Origin of the sequence: Micromonospora sp. WMMD729 (assembly GCF_049315225.1) — a bacterium.
Lineage (GTDB): Bacteria > Actinomycetota > Actinomycetes > Mycobacteriales > Micromonosporaceae > Micromonospora.
On sequence record NZ_CP186059.1, the window covers coordinates 1,259,573 to 1,286,248 of the forward strand.

General features: G+C 70.9%; 23 protein-coding genes. 15 read left to right on the forward strand and 8 right to left on the reverse strand.

What is annotated here, in order from left to right; genetic code table 11:
• The first annotated feature begins 102 nt into the window (after positions 1–102).
• From ACN263_RS05840 to ACN263_RS05855, 4 genes are read left to right on the forward strand one after another with little or no spacing between them, the layout of a single operon-like run.
• On the forward strand, positions 103–696 hold the full coding sequence (locus ACN263_RS05840; RefSeq protein ID WP_422738795.1) for a hypothetical protein: 594 nt from the start codon (positions 103–105) through the stop codon (positions 694–696).
• The gene (locus ACN263_RS05845) at positions 683–1,792 is read left to right on the forward strand and encodes an efflux RND transporter periplasmic adaptor subunit (RefSeq protein WP_422738796.1); all 1,110 of its coding nucleotides are present in this window, start codon (positions 683–685) and stop codon (positions 1,790–1,792) included. The genes ACN263_RS05840 and ACN263_RS05845 overlap by 14 nt, the downstream gene beginning before the upstream one ends.
• A 44-nt stretch (positions 1,793–1,836) precedes the next feature.
• Complete coding sequence (locus ACN263_RS05850) at positions 1,837–2,535, forward strand: ABC transporter ATP-binding protein (RefSeq protein WP_422740607.1); 699 nt, start codon at positions 1,837–1,839, stop codon at positions 2,533–2,535.
• Complete coding sequence (locus tag ACN263_RS05855) at positions 2,532–3,749, forward strand: ABC transporter permease (protein ID WP_422738797.1); 1,218 nt, start codon at positions 2,532–2,534, stop codon at positions 3,747–3,749. The genes ACN263_RS05850 and ACN263_RS05855 overlap by 4 nt, the downstream gene beginning before the upstream one ends.
• On the opposite strand, the gene ACN263_RS05860 is transcribed toward ACN263_RS05855, so the two are convergent.
• The gene (locus ACN263_RS05860) at positions 3,750–4,580 is read right to left on the reverse strand and encodes a YhjD/YihY/BrkB family envelope integrity protein (RefSeq protein WP_422738798.1); all 831 of its coding nucleotides are present in this window, start codon (positions 4,578–4,580) and stop codon (positions 3,750–3,752) included. It lies immediately after the preceding gene.
• A 51-nt stretch (positions 4,581–4,631) separates the two neighbouring features.
• Between ACN263_RS05860 and ACN263_RS05865 the strand changes: the two genes are divergently transcribed.
• Complete coding sequence (locus ACN263_RS05865; RefSeq protein WP_422738799.1) at positions 4,632–5,183, forward strand: GNAT family N-acetyltransferase; 552 nt, start codon at positions 4,632–4,634, stop codon at positions 5,181–5,183.
• A gap of 337 nt (positions 5,184–5,520) precedes the next feature.
• Positions 5,521–9,174 (forward strand): CARDB domain-containing protein, encoded by a 3,654-nt coding sequence (locus ACN263_RS05870; RefSeq protein WP_422738800.1) that lies wholly within the window; start codon positions 5,521–5,523, stop codon positions 9,172–9,174.
• 111 nt (positions 9,175–9,285) lie between these two features.
• Here the strand turns inward: ACN263_RS05870 and ACN263_RS05875 are convergent, their stop codons facing one another.
• From ACN263_RS05875 to ACN263_RS05885, 3 genes are all read right to left on the reverse strand, one after another.
• Entirely contained in the window at positions 9,286–9,729 is a 444-nt protein-coding gene (locus ACN263_RS05875; RefSeq protein WP_422738801.1) for a hypothetical protein, read from the reverse strand.
• A 102-nt stretch (positions 9,730–9,831) separates the two neighbouring features.
• Positions 9,832–10,098 (reverse strand): hypothetical protein, encoded by a 267-nt coding sequence (locus ACN263_RS05880; protein ID WP_422738802.1) that lies wholly within the window; start codon positions 10,096–10,098, stop codon positions 9,832–9,834.
• Positions 10,095–10,337 (reverse strand): hypothetical protein, encoded by a 243-nt coding sequence (locus ACN263_RS05885; RefSeq protein WP_422738803.1) that lies wholly within the window; start codon positions 10,335–10,337, stop codon positions 10,095–10,097. Before ACN263_RS05885 ends, ACN263_RS05880 begins: the two co-directional genes overlap by 4 nt.
• A gap of 136 nt (positions 10,338–10,473) precedes the next feature.
• Between ACN263_RS05885 and ACN263_RS05890 the strand changes: the two genes are divergently transcribed.
• The 7 genes from ACN263_RS05890 to ispG all read left to right on the forward strand — a co-directional run bounded on the left by ACN263_RS05890 (position 10,474) and on the right by ispG (position 16,949).
• On the forward strand, positions 10,474–11,355 hold the full coding sequence (locus ACN263_RS05890) for a helix-turn-helix domain-containing protein (RefSeq protein ID WP_422738804.1): 882 nt from the start codon (positions 10,474–10,476) through the stop codon (positions 11,353–11,355).
• Complete coding sequence (locus tag ACN263_RS05895; protein ID WP_422738805.1) at positions 11,345–11,536, forward strand: DUF397 domain-containing protein; 192 nt, start codon at positions 11,345–11,347, stop codon at positions 11,534–11,536. The genes ACN263_RS05890 and ACN263_RS05895 overlap by 11 nt, the downstream gene beginning before the upstream one ends.
• A gap of 271 nt (positions 11,537–11,807) precedes the next feature.
• A complete protein-coding gene (locus ACN263_RS05900) occupies positions 11,808–12,443 on the forward strand; it encodes a hypothetical protein (RefSeq protein WP_422738806.1) in 636 nt (211 codons plus the stop codon).
• Positions 12,444–12,579: 136 nt separating this feature from the next.
• On the forward strand, positions 12,580–13,170 hold the full coding sequence (locus ACN263_RS05905) for a Uma2 family endonuclease (RefSeq protein WP_422738807.1): 591 nt from the start codon (positions 12,580–12,582) through the stop codon (positions 13,168–13,170).
• 135 nt (positions 13,171–13,305) lie between these two features.
• Entirely contained in the window at positions 13,306–14,517 is a 1,212-nt protein-coding gene (dxr, locus tag ACN263_RS05910; protein ID WP_422738808.1) for a 1-deoxy-D-xylulose-5-phosphate reductoisomerase, read from the forward strand.
• Positions 14,517–15,767: a M50 family metallopeptidase gene (locus ACN263_RS05915; protein WP_422738809.1), complete on the forward strand. Its 1,251-nt coding sequence runs from the start codon at positions 14,517–14,519 to the stop codon at positions 15,765–15,767. Before dxr ends, ACN263_RS05915 begins: the two co-directional genes overlap by 1 nt.
• A 9-nt stretch (positions 15,768–15,776) precedes the next feature.
• Positions 15,777–16,949 carry a flavodoxin-dependent (E)-4-hydroxy-3-methylbut-2-enyl-diphosphate synthase gene (ispG, locus tag ACN263_RS05920; protein WP_357122317.1) on the forward strand — a complete coding sequence of 391 codons (1,173 nt, stop codon included), beginning with the start codon at positions 15,777–15,779 and terminating at the stop codon, positions 16,947–16,949.
• 175 nt (positions 16,950–17,124) lie between these two features.
• On the opposite strand, the gene ACN263_RS05925 is transcribed toward ispG, so the two are convergent.
• Positions 17,125–17,724 (reverse strand): PadR family transcriptional regulator, encoded by a 600-nt coding sequence (locus ACN263_RS05925; protein WP_422738810.1) that lies wholly within the window; start codon positions 17,722–17,724, stop codon positions 17,125–17,127.
• Positions 17,725–17,875: 151 nt separating this feature from the next.
• Between ACN263_RS05925 and ACN263_RS05930 the strand changes: the two genes are divergently transcribed.
• A complete protein-coding gene (locus tag ACN263_RS05930; RefSeq protein WP_422738811.1) occupies positions 17,876–18,715 on the forward strand; it encodes a GNAT family N-acetyltransferase in 840 nt (279 codons plus the stop codon).
• A 70-nt stretch (positions 18,716–18,785) separates the two neighbouring features.
• Here ACN263_RS05930 and ACN263_RS05935 read toward each other — a convergent pair whose 3' ends face one another.
• On the reverse strand, positions 18,786–19,343 hold the full coding sequence (locus ACN263_RS05935) for a hypothetical protein (RefSeq protein WP_422738812.1): 558 nt from the start codon (positions 19,341–19,343) through the stop codon (positions 18,786–18,788).
• Positions 19,344–20,553: 1,210 nt separating this feature from the next.
• Between ACN263_RS05935 and ACN263_RS05940 the strand changes: the two genes are divergently transcribed.
• Complete coding sequence (locus ACN263_RS05940; protein WP_422738813.1) at positions 20,554–24,117, forward strand: ATP-binding cassette domain-containing protein; 3,564 nt, start codon at positions 20,554–20,556, stop codon at positions 24,115–24,117.
• Between the two features lie 107 nt (positions 24,118–24,224).
• Here the strand turns inward: ACN263_RS05940 and ACN263_RS05945 are convergent, their stop codons facing one another.
• Both ACN263_RS05945 and ACN263_RS05950 read right to left on the reverse strand, forming a co-directional pair.
• Positions 24,225–25,289 carry an NADH:flavin oxidoreductase/NADH oxidase gene (locus ACN263_RS05945; protein WP_422738814.1) on the reverse strand — a complete coding sequence of 355 codons (1,065 nt, stop codon included), beginning with the start codon at positions 25,287–25,289 and terminating at the stop codon, positions 24,225–24,227.
• Between the two features lie 66 nt (positions 25,290–25,355).
• Positions 25,356–26,651, reverse strand: a complete 1,296-nt coding sequence (locus ACN263_RS05950) for a dicarboxylate/amino acid:cation symporter (protein WP_422740608.1) — start codon at positions 26,649–26,651, stop codon at positions 25,356–25,358.
• Between the last annotated feature and the right edge of the window lie 25 nt (positions 26,652–26,676).

The following is a 26,676-nucleotide window of genomic DNA, read 5'->3' on the forward strand; positions in this document are numbered from 1 at the left end:
CGGTCCGCCCGAAAGGGCCGCCGACGACGCCCGTGAGCTGGTGCTACCGGATGAGGACGGCTTCCTGACAGGTCTCTGACAACTGTCCATGAGGCTGCCGACATGACAACCGCACCACGACGGGTCGGGTTGACCGCGCTCACCCTGTTCGCCACGGTCCTCGCCGGCTGCGGCGGCGGCAAGTCCGACGCCGACGGCACCCCCGACGTCGCCTCCCTCGCCACCGGGTCCGCCGTGCCGAGTGCGTCCGCCACCACTGCGGCGGCCGGACGCCCGCAGTTGCGCCTGGACATGAACGAGGACGAGAAGCAGCGGCTCTGGAACACGTACAACTACTGCCTGCGCGACCACGGGGTCAGGGAGAACAAGGAACGTTCGGCCGGGGCCCCGAAGGGGAGCGGCATCATCTCCCTCGACCAGAGCGGCGAGCCGAAGGCGGCGTACGTGGCCTGCGCCGACAAGCTGCCGCTCCAGCCGCCCGAGCTGGACGAGGAGAAGAACCCGAACTACGTCATCCAGTGGAACGACTACGTGCAGTGCCTGCGTGGGCGTGGCATGAAGATCCACTCGCTGCCGGACGGCTCCGGCTGGACGTACGACGACGGCGTCGCGGACCCGTCCGGCGGTCTCCAGGGCGCCGCGTACGACAAGGCCGAGCGGGAATGCACGTTGGAGGCGTTCCGTGGCGAGAAGTAAGCCGACCCGGCGGACCACGATCGTGGTGGCGCTGGTGACCGTGGTGGTCGCCGTCGGTGCCGGAGTCGCGGTGCTGACGCTGCGTGGCGGTGGCGCGGACGCCGCGACGAGCGCCCCGCCGGCGCTCACGACGACGAAGGTGACCCGCACCGACCTGTCCGACAGTCGTTCGCTCGACGGAACGCTCGGCTTCGGTCCGGAGCGAGTGGTCAAAGGAACGGGCGAGGGGATCGTCACCCGGCTGCCGACGGTCGGTGACACCGTGGCCCGGGGCAAGCCGCTCTACTGGGTCGACGACCGGCCGGTGCCGGTGCTGTTCGGCGACACCCCGCTCTTTCGTAGCCTCGACAAGCCCGGCCTGGTCGGCAGCGACGTGCTGATCGTGCGGGACAACCTGAAGGCGCTCGGCTACGCCACCGGCACGCAGCCGACCCGGGCCAAGGACGGCACGAGGATCGGCCCGGGTCGGGCCCTGCTCACCGACCAGCTGGTGGCCGCGATCAAGAAATGGCAGCAGGCGCTCGACCTGAAACCCACCGGCCGGATCGAGGTCGGGCAGGCCGTCGTGCTGCCCGGGGCGGTCCGGGTCAGCGCGGTGCGGGCCGTGCCCGGCGACCCCGTCGGCGGCGAACTGGTAGCCGTCACCGAGAAGACCAAGCTGGTGACCGTCGCGGTGGAGTCGACCGAGGTCGGCACCGTGCGGGTGGGCGCCGCCGTGACGGTCACCCTGCCGGACAGTTCGGAGATTCCCGGTCGGGTCGCCTCGATCTCCCACACCGTGCAGGGTGGCGGCCCGGACGCGGGGGCCGGACAGAGCGGCCCGCCCAAGGTGGACGTCCTCGTCACGCCGGTCAAGGCGGCGGATGTGGCGAAGCTGGACGCGGCGGCGGTCCAGGTCACGTTCACCACGAGCGCCCGCAGGAACGTGCTGGCGGTACCGGTCGGCGCGCTGGTGGCGCTCCGCGAGGGCGGACACGCCCTCCAACTTCCCGACGGTGGGCTGCTGGCCGTGCAGACCGGGATGTTCTCCCGAGGGCTCGTCGAGGTCAGCGGCGACGGCGTCACCGAGGGACTGACGGTGGTGACGGCCGCGTGAGCACCGTCATCCAGTTTCCGGCCCGGGACGCGCCGACCGAGGTGATCCCGGCGTACCCGAAACCGGTCCTGCAACTCGACGGGGTGAGCCGGACGTACCCGGGCGGCGTCACCGCCCTGGACGACGTCTCGCTGACCGTGCGCGCGGGAGAACTCCTCGCCATCGTCGGACCGTCCGGGTCCGGCAAGTCGACCCTCCTGAACATCATGGGCACGCTCGATGCGCCCAGCAGCGGGCGGGTACGCGTCGCCGGGCAGGAGGTCACCGAGCTGTCCGACCGGCGGCTGTCGGCGCTGCGGGGCCGCTGGCTCGGCTTCGTGTTCCAGCAGTTCCACCTCGTCGGCGGGCTCGACGCCGCCGAGAACGTCGCCACCGGGCTGCTCTACGCGGGCGTGCCCCGTCGTCGCCGTCGCCGTACGGCCGTCGACGCGCTGGCCCGGGTCGGCCTGGCGCACCGGGTCGACCACCTGCCGCACCAGCTCTCCGGCGGGGAACGTCAGCGGGTCGCCATCGCGCGGGCGCTGGTCAACGACCCGGCGCTGGTCCTGGCCGACGAGCCGACCGGGGCGCTGGACACCGCCAATGGCGAGGCGGTCCTGGCGCTGCTGCTGAGCCTGCACGCCGAGGGCACCACCATCGCCATGATCACCCACGATCGGGACCTCGCCGCCCGTACCCCTCGGCAGGTGGACATCCGCGACGGGCGGATCGTCTCCGACACCCTCGACAGGACGCGCCGATGACCACATCGACAGCGGCACCGGGCGGTCGACCGCCCCGGCTCACCCCGAGCGACGTACTCCGACTCGGTCTGCTCGGGCTGACCAGCCGGCGGATGCGGGCGGTGCTGTCCGCCCTGGGCATCTCCATCGGCATCGCCACGATGATCGTCGTGGTGGGCATCCCGGCGTCCAGCCAACGCGACCTCATGGACCAGCTCTCCGCGCTCGGCACCAACGTGCTGCGCGCCGAACCCGTGCCGGACCAGGACCCGCCCGTGCTGTTGCCGCAGGAATCGGTGGCGATGGTGGACCGGATCGGGCCGGTCGAGGCGGTGAGCGCCGTCGCGAACACCCACCTCACGGTCCGCCGCAGCGACGCGATGGACCCGTACGACACGTCGGGACTCACCACCCTCGCCACGCGCCCGGATCTGCTGGGCATCGTCAACGGCCGGGTCCGTGCCGGACGGTTCCTCGACGACGGCACGGCGCGGCTGCCGACCGCCGTCCTCGGCTACGTGGCCGCGAGCCGGCTCGGGTTCGCCACCGTCGATCCGGCCCAGCCGCCCCAGGTGCTCGTCGGCGAGCGGTGGTTCACCGTGATCGGCGTACTCGATCCGCTGCCCATCGCCCCCGACCTGGACCGGTCGGTGCTGGTCGGCTGGGACGCGGCCCGCGACCTGCTCGGCTTCGACGGACATCCCACCGTCGTGTACGTGCGGGCCCGCGAGGCCGCGTTGGAGGACGTGCGGGCGGTGCTGCCGGCCACCCTCGACCCGCAGCTGCCCGGCCTGATCCAGGTCAGCCGCCCCTCGGACGCGCTCGCCGCCAAGCGGGCCACCGAGAACACGTTCTCCGCGCTGTTCCTCGGGCTGGCCGCCGTGGCGCTGCTGGTCGGCGGGATCGGGGTCGCCAACACCATGGTCATCTCGGTGCTGGAACGCCGCCGGGAGATCGGTCTGCGCCGGGCGCTCGGCGCGAACCGTGGTCAGATCCGGGTGCAGTTCCTCACCGAGTCGGTGCTGCTGTCCGTGCTGGGCGGGGCCGCCGGGGCGGTCCTGGGCGTGCTCGGCACGGTCGGGTACGCCGGCTACCAGGGCTGGCCGCCGACGATCCCGATGACCTCGGTGGTCGGTGGCGTCGCCGGCGCGATGCTGGTCGGGATGGCGGCGGGCGTCTACCCGTCGATCCGCGCCGCCCGCCTCACCCCCACCGAGGCGCTCGCCGCCGGCTGATCAGCTCTGCCGCTGGGCCCGCCACCGGGACAGGGCCAGGGTCGCGGAGTAGCCGGCCAGGACGATCACGTGGAACACGTACAGCCACAGGAGCACGGCCACGCCCGCGCCGATCGGGTCGAAACCGCCGAACGGCACGCCCAGGTCCAACGGCAGCGACGCGAACAGCACGAAGCCGTGCAGGAACCCGGAGAGGTTGGCCGCCGTGAACGACCCGATCCCGAGGGTCGAGAGCCAGTCCGGCGACGCCGGCCCGACCACCCGGAACACCCACACCAGCACCGGTGTGAGCACCAGCCAGACCGCCAGGAAGGAGAGCACGACACCCAGCGCGCCCACCCAGCCGCCCTGGCGGACCAGGCGGGTGGTGAGCGGCAACGCCAGCAGGATCGACAGCAGCAGCGCGGGAGCCGGCGCGAGCAGCGGCAGCAACAGCAGCCGGCCGCGCCATCCCACCAGGTGCTCGTCGGTGCGCGGCGCGGCCACCGACACGAACGCGCGGCGCAGCCCTTCGCCGTACAGCGACGCGGGCAGCAGGGAGGCGAGCGCCAGCAGCGGGGTCAACCGCACCCCGGCGTCGACCAGGGCGGCCACCGCCTGGGGCGCGCCGATGGCCGTCGGCAGAGCCTCCACGGCGTACGAGGTGAGCCGGCGCACCCGGTCGTCGCCCGCGATGAGCGAGGTGAGCCAGAGGGCCAGCAGCGCCACCGGGACCACGGCGATCGCACCGTAGAAGGTGATCGCGGCGGCGTGCAGCGACAGGTCCCGCCCGCGCACCGGACGGAACGCGGCACTGGTGATCCGTTTCGCGCGCTGCCATCCGCTGCCCATCGGCTTCTCCTTCCCTGTCCTGGGGGCGCTCACTCCCTAAGATCGCCGTTCATGACCGTTGTCACCACCGAACGCCTCATCCTGCGCGACTGGACCGACGACCCGGCGGACCTGGCCCGAATCTTCGACATCTACTCGCGCCCGGAGATCACGCGTTGGTTGGGGGTGTCACCGGGTCTGCCGATGACCGAGCCGGGTCAGGCCGCCGAACGGCTGCGGATGTGGCGGGACCGGCACGCCGCGGACGCCGGCCGGTACGGCACCTGGGCGATCGAGGTACGCGAGACCGGTCAGGTGGCCGGAACCATTCTGCTCAAGCCGCTGCCGGGACGCGACGAGGGTGAGCTCACCGGGGACATCGAGACCGGCTGGCACCTGCACCCCGACTCGTGGGGTCACGGCTACGCCACCGAGGCGGCCCGTGCGCTGATCGCCCGGGAGTTCGCCACCGGCACCCCGGAGATCTACGCGGTCGTGTCGCCGGGCAACGAGCCGTCGATGGCGGTGTGCCGGCGACTCGGCATGGCGCACGTGGGCCAGCGCACCGACTGGTACGGCGGTGAACTGCTGGAGACGTTCGTGCTGACCGCGCCGGGCGGCTGACCCCCCGGGCACCTCCTTCCGAGCTCCACCCCACCTTGAGCCGGATACCTCTTGGTCATCGTGATGACTCTGCGGTATCCGGCTCATCGTCGTGCCCGGTGCCGGCCCGCGAGCAAGCCCATCGATAGTCACGGTGGTCGAAGTGTTGACGCTCTCGTAGCACGTCAGTAATCTTTGGCCCAATCTCGTGCAAGATTTCGACAAAGAGATGCTCGGTTTGATGCATCTCCTCGGAAATCTCGTGCCACCGCTCACCTCCACCCGCGGTCACCCCCGCCCGCGGCAACCGTCCCCCGACGACAGGACAGTCATGAGACGACGAGCGACACTGTTCAGGATGGTGGCCGCGACAGTCGCGACCACGCTGATCGCGACGGCCCTCGCGAACTCTGCCCTCGCCGCCCGCCCCGCCGACCAACCGGCCGCCGCCGGCAGCGCTCTCGCCGTGGCGGCCACCAATCTCGCGCTGGGTCGTCCCACCCAGGAGAGCGGCCACGCCGACGTGTACGACTCGTCGAAGGTCGTCGACGGCAACGCGGGCAGCTACTGGGAGAGCGTCAACAACTCGTTCCCGCAGTGGGTGCAGGTCGACCTCGGCTCGTCCCAGTCGGTCAACCAGGTCGTGCTGAAGCTGCCGACCTCGGGTTGGGGTGCGCGGACCCAGACGTTGAGTGTGCGGGGCAGCGGCGACGGTTCGTCGTTCACCGACCTGGTCGGTTCGCGGGCATACACCTTCGACCCGGCCAGCGGCAGCACCGTCACGATCAACTTCAGCTCGACCGCCACCCGCTACGTCCGGATCACCATCACCGCCAACAGCGGCTGGCCGGCCGGGCAGCTCTCCGAGCTGGAGGTGTACGGCAGCGGCACCACCGGTGACACCACCGCGCCGAGCGTCCCGGGGACGCTGTCGCAGAGCACGTCGGGCAGCACGATCACGCTGAACTGGGGTGCGTCCACCGACTCCGGCGGCAGCGGCCTCGCCGGCTACAACGTCTACCGGGGCGGCAACCTCATCGCGACGCTGGGCACCGTCCTCACGTACCAGGACAGCCAACCGGCGACCGCGACGGTGTCGTACTACGTCCGCGCCCGCGACGGCGCCGGCAACCTGTCCGGCAACAGCAACACCGTCACCCGTACCGGCAGCAACCCGCCGGCCTGCACCAACGTGGCGCAGGGCAAGACCATGACGGCCAGCGGCTCCACGTTCACGTTCACCCCGGACAAGGCGAACGACGGGCAGCTCGGCACCTACTGGGAGGGCGCGGCCAGCTACCCGCAGAACCTCACCGTGGCGTTGGGCGCGAACCACTCGATCTCCGGCGTCACCGTCAAGCTCAACCCCGACCTGTCCTGGGGCACTCGTACCCAGACGATCCAGGTCCTCGGCCGCGACCAGGCGTCGTCGTCGTACACCAGCCTGGTGTCGGCGGCGGCCTACCAGTTCGTCCAGGGCGTCAACACGGTGACCATTCCGGTCAGCGCGACCACGGCGGACGTGCAGCTGCGGTTCACCGGCAACACCGGTGCCCCCTCCGGCCAGGTCGCCGAACTGGAGGTCTGCGGCACGCCGGCCCCCAACCCGGACCTGGTGGTCAGCTCGCTGTCCTGGTCACCCACGTCGCCGAGCGAGGTCTCCCCGATCACCCTCTCGGCCGTCGTGCAGAACATCGGCTCGGCTTCCTCCGGTGCGACGACGGTGAACTTCAACCTGGCCGGAGCGCTCGTCGGCAGCGCCACGGTGGGCGCGCTCGCCGCCGGGGCCTCGACCACCGTGTCGTTCAACGCCGGTACGCGGCCGATGGGCAGCTACGCCGTCGCGGCGACGGTCGACCCGGCCAACACGATCGTCGAGCAGAACAACGGCAACAACAGCCTCACGGCGGCGTCGCCGCTGGTGGTGGCGCAGGCGCCGGGGCCCGACCTCCAGGTGCTGAGCATCGCCTCGAACCCGCCCAACCCGGCCGTCGGGGCGTCCGTCACCTTCACCGTGGCGGTCCGCAACCGGGGCACCACGGCGACCGGCGCGACCACCGTCACCCGCCTGGTGGTGGGTGGCACCACGCTGAACACCACCACCGCCTCGATCGCGGCCGGTGCGACGGCCACCGTGGCCGTCAGCGGTAGCTGGACCGCCACCAGCGGGGGCGCGACCATCACCGCCACCGCCGACGCCACGAACGTGGTCGCCGAGACCAACGAGAGCAACAACTCCCTCAGCCAGTCCATCGTGGTCGGACGCGGCGCCGCCGTCCCGTACGTCTCGTACGAGGCGGAGGCCGCCCGTTACTCGGGCACGCTGTTGGAGGCCGACCCGCTGCGCACCTTTGGGCACACCAACTTCGCCAGCGAGTCCTCCGGCCGCAAGTCGGTACGCCTCACCAGCACCGGCCAGTTCGTCGAGTTCACCTCGGCGAACCAGGCCAACGCCATCGTGGTGCGCAACTCGATCCCGGACGCGCCGGGTGGTGGTGGCATCGAGGCGACCATCAGCCTCTACGTCAACGACGTCTTCTCGCGGAAGTTGACCCTGTCGTCGAAGCACAGTTGGCTCTACGGCAACACCGACGGGCCGGAGGCGCTGACCAACACCCCGCAGGCCGACGCCCGCCGGCTGTTCGACGAGTCGAACGCCCTGCTGTCCCAGTCGTACCCGGCGGGCACCCGGTTCAAGTTGCAGCGCGACTCGGGTGACACCGCCTCGTTCTACGTCATCGACATGATCGACCTGGAGCAGGTGGCCCCGCCGCTGAGCCAACCGGCGGGCTGCACCTCGATCACGCAGTACGGCGCGGTCCCGAACGATGGGCTCGACGACACCGCCGCCATCCAGCGGGCGGTGACCGACGACCAGAACGGCGTCATCAGTTGCGTCTGGATCCCGGCCGGGCAGTGGCGGCAGGAGCAGAAGATCCTGACCGACGACCCGCTGAACCGGGGCATGTACAACCAGGTCGGCATCAGCAACGTCACCATCCGGGGCGCCGGCATGTGGCACTCGCAGCTCTACACGCTGACCGAGCCGCAGAACGTGGTGGGCGGCATTAACCACCCGCACGAGGGCAACTTCGGCTTCGACATCGACAAGAACACCCAGATCTCCGACATCGCCATCTTCGGCTCCGGCCGGATTCGCGGCGGTGACGGCAACGCCGAGGGCGGCGTCGGTCTGAACGGTCGGTTCGGCACCGGCACGAAGATCAGCAACGTCTGGATCGAGCACGCCAACGTGGGCGTCTGGGTGGGCCGCGACTACGACAACATCCCCGACCTGTGGGGGCCGGCCGACGGGCTGGAGTTCACCGGCATGCGGATCCGCAACACGTACGCCGACGGCATCAACTTCAGCAACGGCACGCGCAACTCACGGGTGTTCAACTCGTCGTTCCGCACCACCGGCGACGACGCGCTCGCGGTCTGGGCCAACCCGTACGTCAAGGACCGCAGCGTCGACATCGCGCACGACAACCACTTCGTCAACAACACCGTCCAGCTCCCGTGGCGGGCGAACGGCATCGCCATCTACGGCGGCTACGACAACTCGATCGAGAACAACCTGGTCTACGACACCGCCAACTACCCGGGCATCATGCTGGCGACCGACCACGACCCGCTGCCGTTCTCCGGCACGACGTTGATCGCCAACAACGGGCTCTACCGCACCGGCGGCGCGTTCTGGAACGAGGACCAGGAGTTCGGCGCCATCACCCTGTTCCCCGCGACCCGGGACATCGTCGGGGTCACCATTCGGGACACCGACATCGTCGACTCGACGTACGACGGGATCCAGTTCAAGAACGGCGGCGGCAACATGCCGAACGTCGCCATCACCAACGTACGGATCGACAAGTCCAACAACGGCGCCGGCATCCTCGCGATGGGCGGCGCACGCGGTAACGCCAACCTGACGAATGTGACGATCACGAACTCGGCCGACGGCACCATCGTCGTCGAGCCGGGCTCCGCGTTCGTCATCAACGGCGGCTGACCGGCCGGTCGCCGCTTGATCGACACGGTTTCCGTGAAATCGGGGTGTCCGCGGCATGCGGACACCCCGATTTCCATGAACGCGGGGTCGATCAGGTCCTCTGCGGACCGGTCAGGCGGTCGGCACCGGCGCCAGGGCCGCCGCGAGGGCCTCGGCGTTCTTCTTGTCCACCCGGGGGAAGGTCAGGGTGATGCCGTCTCCCGCCGCGCCGAAGGCGATGCGCAGCAGGCTCACGATGCCCATCTTCGCCTCGGCGAGTGCGACGTGTTCCCGGGGCACCTCGCCGAGCACACCGGTGCCGGGCCCGCCGAAGAAGGTCTGCGGCAGGAAGATCAGCCGCCGGTCGGTGAGGACGACGAACTGCTTCTTGGTCCGCTCCAGCGCGTGCCCCACCGCCCCGGCGCCGGCGGAGATCAGTCCCTGCGCGACGAACGTCCCGAGTCGCCCGGCCGAGTAAATGCCGACCAACGCCCGGGTCGCGGTGATCGGCTGTTCCCCGGGTTGCAGGATCGACGCCACCCGCTCGAACGCGCGGGTCTGAAGTTTCTGGTTCATGTGGTCCCCTCCGTGTATGACCATGACCGCCGCTGATGCTCGCGGAGCAGGACACCCTGGGCCATCCGTCGATCAGTCGCATGATCATGACGGTCGGCCGGGTCACTCGTGGTGGCGAGGAAGCCCGCAGGGGCCGTCGTGGGCGTCGGAGCGCCGGCACCGGCCGGCATCGCCGAGCTGGGCGTCACAGAACACTCGGGTACGCAGGAACTGCGCGTCCTCCTCGCTGAGTGTCGTCTCGCCGAAGTCGACGACGGTGAGGTGACCGAGCGATTCGCGCAGCGCCACGGCCAGCGCGGTGACCTCGTCGAGGCTGGTCAACGTGGTCGGCAGGTGGATGATCCAGCGCGGCACGGGTGCGGAGCTCATGGCAGGACCACCGCTCCGCCGTCCACCAGCGTCTGGATCTGCCCGTCGGTCAGGCCGCGCTGGTGCAGGACGCGACGGCCCCAGCGGTGCAGCCGGCACGGGTGCCGAGCGCCGTCCTTGCGGCAGTGCTCGCCGTCCGCTCGCTGCTCGGCGGTGTGCACCCTGATCGCCCGCAGCGCGAACACGACGTCCTCTTTGGTCACGTAGGGCGGCAACGGCAGTTCGTCGCTTGGTTCCATGGCCGTCCTTCGGTGGGATTTTCGCGGATGCTGTCATCAACGAGAGTCATTCCGATGATGGCCTAGCACAATCTTTCGGAGCAGAATCCGGACCAAGGGACGAGGTGTCTTACGCGACGACAGCCAGGGAGATGACGTGGACGATTCCGGCAGCACAGTTCCCCGCAGGCAGCTCGGCAGATATCTGAGAGAGCTTCGGGAAAGCGCGTACGTGACGGTCACCGCGGCGGCCAAGGAATTGGAATGGTCGGCACCGCGGATCTGGCGGTACGAGACCGGCCAGGTCTCCATGCACCCGAACGACGTGGCGGCCATGTGCCGTGTCTACGGCGCGTCTCCGGAGACGATCGAGACGATGCGGGCGTTGGCCCGGGAGACCAAGGCGCACGGCTGGTGGCACAGCTACGGCGAGGCGATCAAGGACTGGTTCAAGCTCTACGTCGGCCTGGAGGCCGCCGCCACCCGCATCCGCAAGTACGAGGCGGACCTCATCCCCGGGTTGTTGCAGACGGTCGAGTACATGACCGAGGTAATCGTGACCGACCACCCGCAGATGAACGAGTCCGACCGTCAGGCGAAGGTGGACGTGCGGCTGCGCCGGCAACGGTTGCTGGTTCGGGCGATACCGCGCGCTCCGCGCCTCGACGTCATCCTGGGCGAGGCAGTGCTGCGCCGGCCGCTGCGGGACCGCGCGGCGATGGCCCGGCAACTGGACTCCCTGGTGGTGTCGTCGCGGCAACCCAACATCGCCGTCCGGGTGCTGCCGCTCTCCGCCGGCCTGGTGCGCTGGGCGCAGGCCGGCACCTTCACCATGCTCGACTTCCCGTCCGACGTGCGCGAGCCGGAGCCGACCACGATCTACATGGACGGCCCGTGCGGCGCGGTCTACCTTGACAAGACCCACGAGATCGAGATTTATGAGGACGCCTGGCGCTCCCTCGGCGAGCGGGCGCTGAGCGTCGACGAGTCCCGTGAGCTGATCGCGGCGATAGCGAAGGAGATGACCGATGCAGCGTGACGGAGTCTGGCGCACGTCGACCCGGTCCGGCGGTGAGGGCGACTGCGTCGAGGTGGCCGGCTTCGCCGAGACGGTCGGCGTACGCGACAGCAAGGACCGGCAGGGGCCGACGCTGACCTTCACACCCTCGGCGTGGGCCGCGTTCGTCCATTTCACGGCGGTGCACCAGCCCGTGCGATGATCACGGCCGGTTCGCTCGCGGGAGGCTGAGAATTACGGTGTCCTCGCGGCCGGGCTCTGCCTCGCCGTACCCGCTCTGTTCGTGCTCTGGCTGTGGGGCGGACCTCTGCTCGCCGGCAGGTGGAAGACTCCGGGCTGGTTCGTCACGACGGCCGGGCTGTCGATCGCTGCCGCCGCCCTTGATCGACACGGTTTCGGCGATGTGGGGGTGTTGGGGAGCGGGGATACCGCCAGATCGGCGACGTGGCGTTCATCAAGTGAAGGGGCCCGTCGTGACCGATCACCACACCTACCTGAACGTGCACTCCCGCTCTGCGGCGACCTTCGATCTGTCCGTCAGATTGCCTGCCCAGGTCTTCCGGGAGATCGAGGGTGAGTCACTGTTCGGCGAGTTCGACGCTGTCCTCGACCCGGATTTCTGGCCGGCGCTCTGCGCGATGGCCCGCTGGCACGGCGACGAGCGCGTCGAGCTGCTGGTCCTCGAACCCGACTGCGATGCGTACTACCTGTCGAGGTATCGGTCGTACCCGGCGCTGTCGTTGTCCGTCGAGGCCAGCGAGGACGACTACTGGGCGCTGATCGGTCACGAGGCCGCCAGCGACATCTTCGGTTCGATCGCGATCTCGGCGAACGTCATCGCGGTGACCGGGCCGTCCCGCAGGTGGGGGTGCTGGGGTGAGCGGGGTCCCGAAGTGGCGGTCTTCCGGGGGTTCCCCAACCCGGCCGTACGCGCTGAGTGGCAGGAGCGGTTCGGCCCCATGCTGGACGCGGGCGGCGCATTGGAGGCGTACGTCCCGTTCGCCTTCCGCGGCCGGATCGTCCCGGACGCGTGGGCCGCGGCCCTCGCCACCAACTACGGCGACGGCGTGGTGCCCGCTCGGCCCGTCGATCAGAACCAGTGCGGCTGACCACGAGCCAATTGGGTGGCGGACTCGGTGTGCGATGACGCGCTGCGCAGGCTGCGGTGGCTCCGGTGCCGGAGACCTGAGAAACGCCGGACCTGTGGTGCGGTGCGCCAGAGTCGAGCCGTGCCAGTCTCACGACGTGCCCTCGAAGTCGTTCGACGTGTTGAGCCGCCACAGCTCTGCCTGGACGGCGAGCACTGCGCTCGACCTTCTGCCGGAGAATAACGGCTCACGGGTGGAGGTGCTGCGCGGTTGTGTCGTGATCACGCCGGGTTCCGGCCTTGATGGACGGACGGTGCAGCGCGAACTCGGCTACCTGCTGAAGCAGGCAGCCCGCCGGGCGGGGCTGTGGCTCTACCACGACGTAAACGTCGTCTCGAACGACGACCTGTTCATCCCGGACATCGCCGTGCTGAAGGTTTCAGGCGGCGGGCGAACGGCGATGGGCATCGGGCACGCGGTGTTGTTGGGGGAGATCGTCTCGCCGAGTACCCGGCGAAGGGGTGTGATCGACCGACCGCGTGAGTACGCCGCCGTCGGCGTGCCGTTCTTCCTCCGGGTCGACCTGCGCAATCGGGTACCCACCATCGCGTTGTACGAGTTGACCGAGGGCGAGTACCGGCCGGTGGCCGCCGCTGCGGCCGGGACACGCTTCGTGATGCGGGAGCCGTTCGAGTTCTCCATCGACCCGGCCGACCTGTTGGGCGAGGAGGCGGGCCCCGATTCGTGATCGACACGAGTTCGGCGATGAGGGGGTGTCCGGGAGCTGCGGATACCCCGAGGTCGGCGAACTCGTGTCGATCAAGGGTGCGGGAGGGCTGAGGCTCCCAGCGGGCGTACAGCGGGGGTGGGGGAGAATGGCCTCGTGACTTCCCCCCGCGATCTTGTCCTGCTCGGGTCCACCGGTTCGATCGGCACGCAGGCCATCGACATCGTCCGGCGCAACCCGGACCGGTTCCGGGTGGTGGCGATCGGGGCCGGCGGCGGCAACGTCGAGCTGCTCGCCGCGCAGGCCCTCGAACTGGGCGTCGAGGCGGTCGGGGTGGCCAAGGCGTCCGCCGCCCAGGACCTGCAACTCGCGTTCTACGCCGAGGCGAGCCGGCGCGGCTGGGCCACCGGCGACTTCAAACTTCCCAAGATCGTGGCCGGGCCGGACGCCATGACCGAGTTGGCGCAGTGGCCGTGCGACATCGTTCTGAACGGGGTGGTCGGCTCGCTGGGCCTCGCTCCTACGCTGGCCGCGCTGCGCGGTGGTCGTACCCTCGCCCTGGCCAACAAGGAGTCGCTGGTGGCCGGTGGCCCGCTGGTCAAGGCCGCGGTGACGCGGCCGGGGCAGATCGTGCCGGTCGACTCGGAGCATTCGGCGCTGGCCCAGTGTCTGCGGTCCGGGTCGCGCGGTGAGGTGCGGCGGCTGATCGTCACGGCCAGCGGCGGCCCGTTCCGGGGGCGGCGACGCGACGAGTTGACGCAGGTCACACCGGAACAGGCGCTCGCCCACCCGACGTGGAACATGGGGCCGGTCGTCACGATCAACTCGGCGACCATGGTCAACAAGGCGTTGGAGGTGATCGAGGCGCACGAGCTGTTCGACGTGCCCTACGCCGACATCACCGTCATGGTGCACCCGCAGTCGGTGATCCACTCGATGGTCGAGTTCGTGGACGGGTCGACGATCGCCCAGGCCAGCCCACCGGACATGCGGCTGCCGATCGCGCTCGGCATCGGCTGGCCGGACCGGGTGCCCGACGCCGCCACCGCCGTCGACTGGACGGCCGCGCACAGCTGGGAGTTCGCGCCGCTGGACGACGAGGCGTTCCCGGCCGTCGCCCTCGCGAAGGCCGCCGGACAGGCCGGCCGCTGCCGCCCGGCCATCTACAACGCGGCGAACGAGGAGTGCGTGGCGGCGTTCGTGGCCGGACGGCTGCCGTTCCTCGGCATCGTCGACACCCTTGAGCGGGTGTTGGAGGACGCTCCGGACTTCGCCGAACCAGGTACCGTCGAGGACGTGCTCGCGGCCGAGTCGTGGGCACGCGCGCATGCGCAGGAGATCATCGCGGGTTCGGTGGAAGGAGCTTGATGTCGTACCTGCTCGGGGTGGTCCTCTTCGCCCTGGCCATCCTCGTCTCGGTCAGTCTGCACGAGGCGGGGCACCTGCTCACCGCCAAGATGTTCGGGATGAAGGTGACGAAGTACTTCGTCGGCTTCGGCCCCACCATCTGGTCCTTCAAGCGGGGTGAGACCGAGTACGGCCTCAAGGGCATCCCCCTCGGCGGCTTCTGCAAGATCGTCGGAATGACGCCGCAGGACGACGACGTCGAGCCCGGTGACGAGCCGCGGGTGATGTGGCGTTACCCGGTCTGGAAGCGGACGATCGTGATGGCCGCCGGCTCGATCACGCACTTCGCGCTCGCGCTGGTCACCATCTGGATCCTCGCCGTCTCCGCCGGCCTGCCCAACCCGGCCTTCCCGACCACCGAGGTGCAGGCCCGTCAGGAGCCGGCGGTCATCCGACTCAGCGAGTGCGTCGTGCCGGAGAACTCGCTGCGCGCCTGCACCCCCGCCGACGCCCCCAGCCCGGCCGCCCAGGCTCAGCTCCGCGACGGCGACCGGATCACCTCGATCAACGGCACCCCGATCAGCACCTACGGCGATCTGCTCACCACGCTGCGCGGCCTCAAGCCGGGGGAGACCACCCAGATCGCGTACGTCCGCGACGGCCAGCCCGGCACCACGAGCACCGTGCTCGCGCAGACCCAGCGTCCGCCCCTGGACAACCCCGACGGCACCGCCGGGCCGGTGGCCGCGCTCGGCGTCGGCCTCGTGCCCAGCACCCCCACCCGGGTGACGTACGGGCCGGTGGCCGCCTTCGGCGCCACCGCCGACTTCACCGGCGACCTCGCTGTCGGCACCGCACAGGCGTTGCAGCGCATCCCGCAGAAGGTCCCCGCCCTGTGGACCGCCCTCACCGGCGGCGAGCGGGACGTGGACACCCCGATCAGCGTGGTCGGCGCCAGCCGGCTCGGCGGCGAGGCGGTCGAGAACAACGCCTGGCTGGTGTTCTTCATGCTGTTCGTGTCGCTGAACTTCTTCATCGGCGTGTTCAACCTGCTGCCGCTGCTCCCCGTCGACGGCGGTCACATCGCCATCGCCTGGTTCGAGCGGGTCCGCTCCTGGATCTACGCGCGGATCGGCCGTCGGGACCCCGGCCGGGTCGACTACCTCAAACTGATGCCCTTCACGTACGCGGTGATCCTGATTGGTGGCGCGTTCACACTGCTCACCATCGCCGCGGACGTCGTCAACCCGATCACGCTCTTCTCAAGGTGAGTGCCTGAAGTGACCGCTATCAGTCTCGGTATGCCCGCCGTGCCGCCCCCGCCGCTCGCACCCCGCCGGGCCAGCCGCCAGATCATGGTCGGCTCGGTGCCGGTCGGTGGCGGCGCGCCGGTGTCGGTGCAGTCGATGACCACGACCCTCACCTCCGACGTCAACGCGACGCTCCAGCAGATCGCCGAGCTGACCGCGTCCGGCTGCCAGATCGTCCGGGTGGCGGTGCCGTCCCAGGACGACGTCGAGGCGCTGCCCGCGATCGCCAAGAAGTCGCAGATCCCGGTGATCGCCGACATCCACTTCCAGCCCAAGTACGTCTTCGCCGCCATCGACGCCGGCTGCGCGGCCGTCCGGGTCAACCCGGGCAACATCCGCCAGTTCGACGACAAGGTCAAGGAGATCGCGCGCGCCGCCGGGGACGCGGGGGTGCCGATCCGGATCGGCGTCAACGCGGGCTCGCTGGACAAGCGGCTGCTGACCAAGTACGGCAAGGCCACCGCCGAGGCGCTTGTCGAGTCGGCGCTGTGGGAGTGCTCGCTGTTCGAGGAGCACGGCTTCCGCGACATCAAGATCTCGGTCAAGCACAACGACCCGGTCGTGATGATCCGGGCGTACCGGCAGCTCGCCGAGCAGTGCGACTACCCGCTGCACCTCGGCGTCACCGAGGCCGGGCCGGCCTTCCAGGGCACCATCAAGTCGGCGGTCGCCTTCGGCGCCCTGCTGGCCGAGGGCATCGGCGACACCATCCGGGTGTCGCTCTCCGCCCCGCCGGTCGAGGAGATCAAGGTCGGCAACCAGATCCTGGAGTCCCTCGGCCTGCGCGAGCGTGGCCTGGAGATCGTCTCCTGCCCGTCCTGCGGGCGGGCGCAGGTGGACGTCTACAAGCTCGCCGAGGAGGTCACCGCCGGCCTGGAAGGGCTGCCGGTGCCGCTGCGGGTCGCCGTGATGGGCTGCGTCGTGAACGGTCCGGGCGAGGCCCGCGAGGCCGACCTCGGCGTCGCCTCCGGCAACGGCAAGGGCCAGATCTTCGTCAAGGGTCAGGTCGTCAAGACCGTGCCCGAGGGGCAGATCGTGGAGACGCTGATCGAGGAGGCGCTGCGCATCGCCGACGAGATGGGCGCCGAGCTGCCGGAGGAACTGCGCGGGCTGGTCACCGGCCCGACGGTGACCGTGCACTGAGTCGGTTCGACGAATGCGGGCCGCTCCCCTCGGGGAGCGGCCCGCATTCGGTCGGCGGGGGTCCCCACCGTGTCGATCATGAAGTTATTGCCAAATTCTGTCCTATTTGTCGACAATAACTTCATGATCGCGGCGGCCTGTCCGGTGCGCGGCGTATTTTGGGCCGCAGACTGCGTCACTCGGATTCGGCGAGGATCGCGTACAGCTTGCGGCGGGTCTCGTCGAGGACCTGGGCCGCCCGCTCACGCTGGTCGTCGGTGCCGTTCATCATCACCTGCCGCAGCGCGTTCATCGCCTGCGCGCCGGAGTCGCGGATGTCGTGCCAACTGCTCACCGTGCCCTGCGCGACGTCCGCCCAGGGCGGAGTCTGCGCGGCGGCGGTGGCCTCGGCCTGACCAGCCTCGGTGACGGTGAACCGCTTCCGTCCACCGCCGGACTCCTCGGTGCTGGCGACGATCACACCCTCGTCCTCCAGGAGCTGGAGCGTGGGGTAGATCGACCCTGGGCTGGGCCGCCAGGCCCCGCCGGTGCGGGAGTCGATCTCCTGGATCATCTCGTAGCCGTGCATCGGCCGCTCGGTGAGCAGGGCCAACACCGCGCCACGGACGTTGGGACGTCGCCCCCTGCCCCGGCCGCGACCACGCCCGCCCCAGGGGCCGCCATGTTCGTGACCGTGACCGTGACCGTGGCCGTGCGGGCCGGGCGGGACCGGCGGGAAGCCGAACCCCCGCATCCGGGCCTCGTGCATCGGGTGGTGCTGTCGATGGAACCGCATCGGGTTCTCCTTCTCTTCGTACTGTCGCTGATGCATCAACGATATATCGGCAATGCATCGGCGACAAGGGGAAGCAGGTAATTCGGCCGTTTGTGGTCGGGCTCGCCACTCGGCCGGCGAGGCGGGGGGTCGATCTGGCAGGCTGGTAGTCGTGCTGACGGTGCCGGTACGGCAACTGGGGGAATCGGAGCGCCGCGCGGTAGAGCGCCTGCTCGACCGTGACCCGTTCGCGGGTGCGCAGGTCGCCGAGCGCATCGCCGCGCGCGGACTGTCCTGGTGGCGGGCCGAAGGGCGGATCCTGGGGTACGGCCCCCGGCGCAACCTCGAATCACTGTGCTGGCTCGGCGGCAACCTGACGCCGGTGCTCGCCAGCGACGCCGCCGTGTCCGCCTTCGCCGACCTGCTCGCCGGGGAGGACCGGCTCTGCTCCTCGATCGTCGGCCGTGCGGACGCCGTCCTCGCCCTCTGGGACCGGCTCTCCGGGACGTGGGGCCCGGCCCGCGACGTCCGCCCCAACCAGCCGCTGCTGGCCACCGACACGACGCCGGCCGTTCCGGCCGATCCGGAGGTACGCCGCGTCCGCTCCGGCGAGGTCGACCGGCTCTTTCCGGCGGCCGTCGCCATGTACACCGAAGAGGTCGGCGTCTCCCCGCTCGCCGAGGACGCCGGCCGCAGCTACCGGCGCCGGGTCAACGACCTGGTTCGCGCCGGCCGCGCGTACGCCCGGTTCGTCGACGGCAAGGTCGTGTTCAAGGCCGAGTTGGCCGTGGTGACCAAGCGGACCGCCCAGGTCCAGGGCGTCTGGGTGGCGCCGGAGTGGCGGGGGCGGGGCATCGCCGCCGGCGCGATGGCCGCCGTGGTACGTGACGCGCTGGCCCGGGTCGCTCCCACGGTCAGCCTGTACGTCAACGACTTCAACCTGCCGGCCCGCCGGGTGTACGAACGCTGCGGCTTCCAACTGGTCGGCACGCTGGCGACGGTGCTGTTCTAAGACGATCTGTGTAAACGGCGATGGCCGGCACCCGTTGTGGGGTGCCGGCCATCGGTGTTGGTGTCAGGTCTTAGCTGTTCCAGTGCTGGGCCACGAGGTCGGTGGCCTGCTGCTCCCACTGGGCGTACGCGTCGGGGTAGGCGGAGACCTGGACGGTCTGGGCGGCGTCGGTCAGGGGCATGTCCTGCCAGCCGTCGACCTGCTTGAGGCCCTTGAGGAACGCGGTGGTGGAGTATTCGGGGTTGGTGATCTGCTCCGGGGTGCCCCAACCGCTGGAGGGGCGCTGCTGGAACAGGCCGAGGGAGTCGTGGTCGTTGGCGTCGCCGAGGTGGCCGAGGTTTTCCAGCTTGGACTCTTGCAGGCTGGTGGCGATGGAGATGACCGCCGCCCGCTCCGGGAGGCCGGCCTTCTTGGTGGCGGCGATGATGGCCTTGGCGTTGGCGGTCTGCTCGTCGTTGAGGGTGATGTGGGACTGGTCGCCCTGCGGCTTCGCCGCAGTCTGCACGGCGACAGCGGTGGGCTTGGCGTCGGCCGGGTTGGCGTGGGCGGCGATGGGGCCGGCGAAGACGCCGCCGGCGAACGCGAGACCAGCAACAGACAGGATGCTCTTGCGGAAGATCGTGTTCATGAGGGGGTTGCTCCTTCGGGGGTAGGAAACACCCACGCGTTTCAGGGGGATGCGGGGGTGTTCAGCACCTCGTCCGGGCGCTTGCACAAAGTCTTTGAGGGGGGCGGCGGCCGGCGAGCCGGAGGGGCTCGGGCGCCGCGGACCGGGTTCAACGACCCGATGGCCGGGGTCATTCCCGGGGGCCGGGCGGCCTGCGGCGGGTTGCTCGTGGCGGCCGGTCCGGGTGTAACGACCCGACGGCCGGGGCCATTCCCGCAGGCGGGCGGCCCGGTGGGCTCGTCGTGCCGGGGCCGGGTGCAACGACCGGCGGTGCGGGGTCATTCCCCGGGGTCCTTTGCTCTGCTTCAACCCGCGCAACACCCGGTGTCCGGATATCGGACGCTAGCTGTTGCGTCCGTTGAAGCAGAGCAAAGGGACACGACGCGAACAGGCACGCCCCCGCGGGTGGGCATCGACCCCCGACCCGCGATGATCACGCGCCCACCCGCTCACCCCACATGACCCATCACCGGACACAGCGCCCAACCGGCGCCGTCGGCGGCGGTCTGCGGGATGCGTCCGGGCGGTGATCCACACGAGATCGCCGAAGTCGCGGTATCCGAGGCCGGTTGATACCCCCAGATCGGCGAAGTCGAGTCGATCATGCCGATCCGAGGTGGGGTCGACTGGATGGGCGCCTTCTTGGTGCCGGCGGGGGTGATCGGGCGGGTGTGTTCGGGCGGTGATCCACACGAGGTCGGCGAACTGGGGGTGTCCGGGGTCGGTTGATGCCCCCAGTTCGGCGATGTCGAGTCGATCATGCCGATCCGAGGTGGGGTCGACTGGATGTGGCGCCTATTGGTGCCACCGGGGTGGTGGGGCGGGTGTGTTCGGGCGGTGATCCACACGAGGTCGGCGAACTGGGGGTGTCCGAGGCTGGTTGATGCCCCCGGTTCGGCGAAGGCGAGTCGATCATGGATCCGGGACGGGGCGGGCGGTGCCCTCCGGGTCGGCCATCTCGGTCGATCATGCTGGCGTGGGTCGGTTGGTGCCCCCGGATCGGCGCAGTCGTGTCGATCATGTCGATCCGGGGGCGTGCGGGTCGCGCGCCTCGATGTCGGCGGACCGGGCGATCGGGGATGGCCTGCTCAGGGGCGGGTAAATCGGTTGAGGCTACCCGGTCGCTGCCGGCACGCTGGGTGTTCCGCCACCCACGTCCGGAGGAACTTTCATGCGCCTGCTCCGTGATCTGTGGGGCACCTCGCCACGCCGTCTGACGCTCGTGACCGTCCTGATTGTGCTGGGTGCCGCCGGTCAGGCGGGGGCGTCCGCGCTCGCCGGCGCGGTGCTCGTACACCGGTCGGCCGTTTCCTTCGCGGTCCTGGCCGCCGCGCTGGCCGCCGTGGTGCTCAGTGACCTGGTGGTGAGCCTGGTGATGGCCGGGTTGACCGCCGACTGGTCCGCCGACATCCGTCGCCGGCTCTGCCGGGTCGCGCTCGGGCAGGATCTGCCGAGTCTCGAGACCACTCCGGTGGGCGAGTTGCTGGACCGCATCGACGGGGATGTCTACCAGGTGGCGTCGGCGGTTCGTAACCAGGGTTCGCGGCTCGCCCAGGGCCTCTGCGTCGGTCTGTTGTCGATGGTCGTCGCGCTCGTCGTGTGGTGGCCGGCCGGCATCGCGATGCTGCTGCTGACGGTGGTGCTCGGTGTGGGGCTGCGCCGGCCCACGGCACGGATCGGCCCGGCTCGCATGATCGAGGAAGAGGCGTGGTCCGATCTGGCCGCCGTGATGGAGGAGGCGGTGCACGGTCAGGACGACGTGCGGACCAGCCTGGCCCAGCCGTACGTACTGCGGCTCTACGCCCGGCGGGCCGCTGCCGTGCTGTCCCGCGGCCATCGGGTCTGGGTGCTCTCCGCCAAGGTCGCGACGATCGCCACCGCGACGATCCGGGTCGGCGTCGGCGCGGTGGTGCTCGGCGGGGCCTGGGCGCTGGCCACCGGTCGGGTCGACGCCGCCCGGCTCACCGCCATCTGGCTGCTCGCCCTGGCCTTCGGGGCGACCGCGGAACACGTCGGCCGGATGGTGCCCGAGCTGCAGGAGGCGCTGGGCGCGTGGGCGCGGGTGCAGTTGCTCCAAAAGGTTCGGCAGGAGCCGGTCGGCGGCGCCACACCGGTCGAGGGTGACCTGCGCATCCGGGACCTGACGTTCGGGTACGAGGTGAGCGGCCCGGAGAGCGGCAGAGGTCCGGCCCTGCGCGGGCTCAGTCTCACCTTCGCGCGCGGTCGCTCGTACGCCCTGATCGGGCGTACCGGATCGGGCAAGTCGACCCTGGCGAAGGTGCTCACCCGGGCCGTGGACGTGCCTCCGGGCAGCGTCTTCCTCGGCGGTACCGACCTGTGCGACCTCGACGTCGAGGAGCTGCGACGTTGGGTGGCGCTGGTGCCGCAGCGCACCGAGATCGTGGCCGGCACGCTCGCCGAGAACGTCGCGCTCTACGACCCGGACCTGCTCGACGCCGCTGCCCGGGCACTCGACGAGCTGGGCCTCGCCGGCTGGATCGCCGAGCTGCCCGACGGGTTGGCGACCCGGCTGGGGGAGGGCGGCCATGTGCTCTCCGCCGGCCAGGAGCAGTTGGTGGCGTTCGCCCGGATCCTGGTCCGTGACCCGCACGTGGTGATCCTGGACGAGGCCACCGCGCGGTTGGACCCGGTGACCGAGGCGCGGGTGCAGCGGGCCACCGAACGACTGCTGCGCGACCGGATCGGCATCGTCATCGCGCACCGACTCTCCTCGGTGCGCCGCTGCGACGAGGTGGTGGTTCTGGCCGACGGCGCGATGGTCGAGGCAGGCCCGTTGGAGACGTCGACGCGGTTCGCCGAGTTGCTGGCGACCAGTCACGCCGCCGTCTACGCCGGCGGGGCGTCGGCGTCCGGCACCGGCGGCGGCACCGACCTGCTGACGGGTCCGCACACGACCGGCACCGACCTGCTGATCGGCCCGCACACGACCGGCACCGACCTGCTGATCGGCCCGGCCCCCGCTGAGCCGTCGGAAGCGGCGGTGGAGGCCGGGTCGGCGTCGACGTCGCGTACCGACCCGCCGCCGTTGCCGCCGACGCCTCCGGCGCGGACCTTCCGGGAGATCATCCGGCTCTGCACCAACGATCCCCGGTACGGCGCCGCCGCGATCGTGCTGTTCCTCGGGCTCAGCCTGCTCGGGCTGGATGGTCCGGTGCTGCCGTGGCTCTGGGCCGACCTGGTCGACGGGACCGGCAGTCCGTACCTGCCGGCGTTGGGCATCGTGGCCGGGCTGCTGGTCACCCTGCCGCTGCCGTTCTACACGCACGTCTGGTTCCCGCACTGGTGGGTGCGGCAGATGCTGCGGATCGGCCTGCGGCTGGTACATGGCCAGACCGGACCCCGGCGGGTCAGCTCGCACACCCCGGCCGAGGTGGTGGCCCAGGGTGGCGACACCGAACGGGTGGTGCAGCTCGCCGACAACGTGCTGGACCAGACCGTGGCGGTGGTGCTGGTGGTCGCCATGACGGCCGTCACCGGCAGCGTCGTACCGGGGCTGTTCTTCCTCGGCACGATGGTGGTCTCCGGGCTGGCCGCGACGTTGTTCGGGCCGAAGTTGGAACGTGCGGCGCGGGCGACCGTCGCGGCGCGGGCCGCCTTCGCCACCGCGTTGGTCTCCGCGCTCTCCGCGGCGCGGACGGTCAAGCTCGCCGGCGCCACGTCGGCGGTGTTGCGGCACCTGGCCGACCTGGACGTGCTGCGCAGCGACCGACAGCGCCGGGAGATCGCGGTGCAGGTGTGGTCGCGGTCGACGCCCGCGGTGGTCAGCGGACTGCTGCCGATCGGCGCGTGGGCCCTCTACCTGGGCGGGGAACTGTCGGCCGGCGCGGTGCTGGTGGCCGTCTCCACGCTGGGCGCGGCCCGGTGGTTCGCCTGGACCACCGCCTCGCTGATCTCTCAACTGCCGTCGGCGCGGGTGTGGACCCGGCGGACGGTGGCGATGACCGGCGTGGGGGCGTACTCGGTGGGGGTGCCGGCGGTCGACCTGGCCGGCGGGACCGCGCCCGCGCCGACGCCGCCGCCCCGGCGGCCGCTGCGCCGGTTGGAGCTGCGCCGTTTCTCGGTGGTCCACTCGGACGGCACGGTCGCCGTGCGCGACGTGGACCTGACCGTCCAGCGCGGCCAGCTGGTGCTGGTCGTCGGACCGGTCGGATCCGGCAAGTCCTCGCTGCTGCGGGCCCTCGCCGGCATCGTGCACCACACCGGAGAGCTGCGCTGGAACGGCGACACGGTCACCGAGCCCGAGCTGTTCCTGCGCCCCAACCAGGTCGGTTACGTCGGTCAGCTACCCCGGGTGCTCTCCGGCACGGTGGTCGAGAACATCGCGCTCGGCCATCAGGTGGACGCGGCGGACGCGGTCAGCACCGCCCAGCTCGACCACGACCTGGCTGCCGCCGGGGGCGGACTGGGCCTGCTCATCGGGCACAAGGGCACCCGGCTCTCCGGCGGGCAGCTCCAGCGGCTCGCCCTGGCCCGGGCGCTCGCACCGCGTACCGAACTGCTCGTCGCGGACGACGTGTCGTCGGCGCTGGACGTCACCACGGAGCTGGCGCTGTGGCAGGCGTTGCGGGGGCACGGCGTGACCGTGGTGGGTTCCACCGCGAAGCGTGCCGCGCTGGTCCGGGCCGACCATGTGGTGGTCCTGCAAGCGGGCACGGTGGCGGCCCAGGGCACCTGGCGGGAGCTGGAGGGCGACTGGTCGCACCTCGCCGGCTGAGCACCGACGTCGAGCTGGGAAGCCGACGCCGGGCGGGGACGCTGACGCGGGCTGCGATCCGGGCCCGGGCGGCTGTCGGGAACGACAGCCGCCCGGGCCGGTTCGGATCAGGCGCGGGCGTACTGGGCGGGACCGCTGTACGCGACGCCGAGCTTCGCGGCGGCGCGGCGCGGCCAGTACGGGTCGCGCAGCAGTTCCCGGCCGAGCAGCACCAGGTCGGCCTCGCCGCCGGCGACGATCTGCTCCGCCTGCTCCGGCTCGACGATCAGGCCGACCGCGCCGGTGGGCACACCGGCCTCCCGGCGGATCTGGGCGGCCAGCGGCACCTGGTAGCCGGGGCCGACCGGGATGCGCTGCTCGGTGCTGACGCCACCGGAGGAGGTGTCGACCAGGTCGACGCCCACGGCGGCCAGCTCACCGGCGAGCACCACGCTGTCCTCGGCGGTCCAGCCGCCCTCGACCCAGTCGGTGGCGGAGATCCGGGTGAGCACCGGCACGCTCTCGCCGACCGCGGCGCGTACCGCGCGGGCGACCTCCAGGGTGAGCCGCATCCGGCCGGCCCGGTCACCGCCGTAGCCGTCGGTGCGGTGGTTGGTCAGCGGCGACAGGAACTCGTTGAGCAGGTAACCGTGCGCGGCGTGCACCTCCACGGCGGCGAAACCGGCGGCGAGGGCCCGCTCGGCGGCAACGGCGAACGCCTCGATCACGCCCGCGATGCCCGCCGCGTCGAGCACGGTCGGCGTCCGGTAGGTGGGGCTGAACGGCTCGGCGCTCGGGGCGACCGGCGTCCAACCGCCCTCGGCGTCCGGCACCCCGCCGTCGCCCGCGTCCCACGGCCGGTAGGTGGAGGCCTTGAACCCGGCGTGCGCGAGCTGGACGGCCGGCACCGCGCCGTGCGCGGCGACGAACGCGGTGACCGGCCGCCAGGCGTCCACGTGCGTGTCGGACCAGAGCCCGGTGTCCTGCGGGGAGATCCGACCCTCGGGGAGTACGGCGGTCGCCTCGGTGAGCACCAGTCCGGCCCCGCCGATCGCGCGGGTGCCGAGGTGGACCAGGTGCCAGTCGGTGGGCAGCCCGTCCGGGCCGGCGGAGTACTGGCACATCGGTGCCATGGCGATCCGGTTGGGCAGGGTGACTCCGCGCAGGGCCAGCGGCGTGAACAGGGTACTCATGGGCTCATCCTCTCGGTACGACGACGGACCCCGCTGTCGAGGGGTCCGTCGTCGTGGGAAAACGTGTCAGGCGGGTACGGGGTTCAGCTCCGGCCGGGTGTCGGCGGCCACCTGCTCCGGCTCGGCCAGCCCGCGTCGGCCGGCCGAGTCGTACGCGGTCCGGTCGAGGGTGCCCTCCCGGGCGGCGACGACGGTCGGCACCAGCGCCTGCCCGGCCACGTTGGTGGCGGTGCGCATCATGTCCAGGATCGGGTCGATGGCGAGCAGCAGGCCGGCGCCGGCCAGCGGCAGGCCCAGCGTGCTCAGGGTGAGGGTGAGCATCACGATCGCGCCGGTCAGGCCGGCGGTGGCCGCCGAGCCGACCACCGAGACGAAGGCGATGAGCAGGTAGTCGGTGAGGCCGAGCTGCACGCCGAACACCTGGGCCACGAAGATCGCGGCGAGGGCCGGGTAGATCGCGGCGCAGCCGTCCATCTTCGTGGTGGCGCCGAACGGCACCGCGAACGAGGCGTACTCGCGGGGGACGCCGAGGCGCTCGACGGAGCGCTGGGTCACCGGCATGGTGCCCACCGAGGAGCGGGACACGAAGGCCAGCTCGATCGCCGGCCAGGCCCCGGCGAAGAAGCGCAGCGGGTTGAGCCGGCCGGCGAGGATCAGCACCAGCGGGTAGACCACGAACAGCACGATGGCGCAGCCGACGTAGACGGCGGTGGTGAACTTCGCGAGCGGGGCCAGCAGGTCCCAGCCGTACGAGGCGACGGCGTTGCCGATCAGGCCGAGCGTGCCGATCGGGGCGAGCCGGATGACCCACCAGAGGGCCTTCTGCACGATCTCCAGCAGCGAGCGGTTCAGCGCCACGAACGGCTCGGCGGCGTCACCGACCAGCAGGGCCGCCGCGCCGATGACGACGGCGAGGAAGACGATCTGCAGGACGTTGCCCTCCACGAACGCGCCGACCGGGTTGGTGGGCACGATGCCGGTGAGGAAGTCGGTCCACGAGCCGGTCTTCTTCGGCGCGGTCGCGCCACCGAGGTCGAGGGTCACCCCGCGACCGGGGTCGACGAGCAGACCGAGGCCGATGCCGATGCTCACCGAGATCAGCGCGGTGATGCCGAACCACATGAGGGTCTTGAGGGCGAGCCGGGCGGCGTTCGCCACGCCGCGCAGGCTGACCACGCTGACCACGATGGCGGTGAAGACCAGCGGCGGGACGGCCAGCTTGAGGAGCTGGACGAAGAGGGAGCCGACGGTGTGCAGGGTGCTGGTCAGCCAGCTCAGGTCGTTGGTGCGGGCCAGGAAGCCGAGCGCCACGCCGAGCACGAGGCCGAGCAGGATCTGCACGGAGAAGGGAATTTTGCGCAGGCCGAAGGGCATGAGATGTCCAAGG

Bases quoted from the DNA above. Each gene is read 5' to 3' on its own strand.
- ACN263_RS05840 (WP_422738795.1), top strand. From the start codon at position 103: ATGACAACCGCACCACGACGGGTCGGGTTGACCGCGCTCACCCTGTTC.
- ACN263_RS05855 (WP_422738797.1), top strand. From the start codon at position 2,532: ATGACCACATCGACAGCGGCACCGGGCGGTCGACCGCCCCGGCTCACC.
- ACN263_RS05860 (WP_422738798.1), bottom strand. From the start codon at position 4,580: ATGGGCAGCGGATGGCAGCGCGCGAAACGGATCACCAGTGCCGCGTTC.
- ACN263_RS05865 (WP_422738799.1), top strand. From the start codon at position 4,632: ATGACCGTTGTCACCACCGAACGCCTCATCCTGCGCGACTGGACCGAC.
- ACN263_RS05870 (WP_422738800.1), top strand. From the start codon at position 5,521: ATGGTGGCCGCGACAGTCGCGACCACGCTGATCGCGACGGCCCTCGCG.
- ACN263_RS05875 (WP_422738801.1), bottom strand. From the start codon at position 9,729: ATGAACCAGAAACTTCAGACCCGCGCGTTCGAGCGGGTGGCGTCGATC.
- ACN263_RS05880 (WP_422738802.1), bottom strand. From the start codon at position 10,098: ATGAGCTCCGCACCCGTGCCGCGCTGGATCATCCACCTGCCGACCACG.
- ACN263_RS05885 (WP_422738803.1), bottom strand. From the start codon at position 10,337: ATGGAACCAAGCGACGAACTGCCGTTGCCGCCCTACGTGACCAAAGAG.
- ACN263_RS05895 (WP_422738805.1), top strand. From the start codon at position 11,345: ATGCAGCGTGACGGAGTCTGGCGCACGTCGACCCGGTCCGGCGGTGAG.
- ACN263_RS05915 (WP_422738809.1), top strand. From the start codon at position 14,517: ATGTCGTACCTGCTCGGGGTGGTCCTCTTCGCCCTGGCCATCCTCGTC.
- ACN263_RS05925 (WP_422738810.1), bottom strand. From the start codon at position 17,724: ATGCGGTTCCATCGACAGCACCACCCGATGCACGAGGCCCGGATGCGG.
- ACN263_RS05935 (WP_422738812.1), bottom strand. From the start codon at position 19,343: ATGAACACGATCTTCCGCAAGAGCATCCTGTCTGTTGCTGGTCTCGCG.
- ACN263_RS05940 (WP_422738813.1), top strand. From the start codon at position 20,554: ATGCGCCTGCTCCGTGATCTGTGGGGCACCTCGCCACGCCGTCTGACG.
- ACN263_RS05945 (WP_422738814.1), bottom strand. From the start codon at position 25,289: ATGAGTACCCTGTTCACGCCGCTGGCCCTGCGCGGAGTCACCCTGCCC.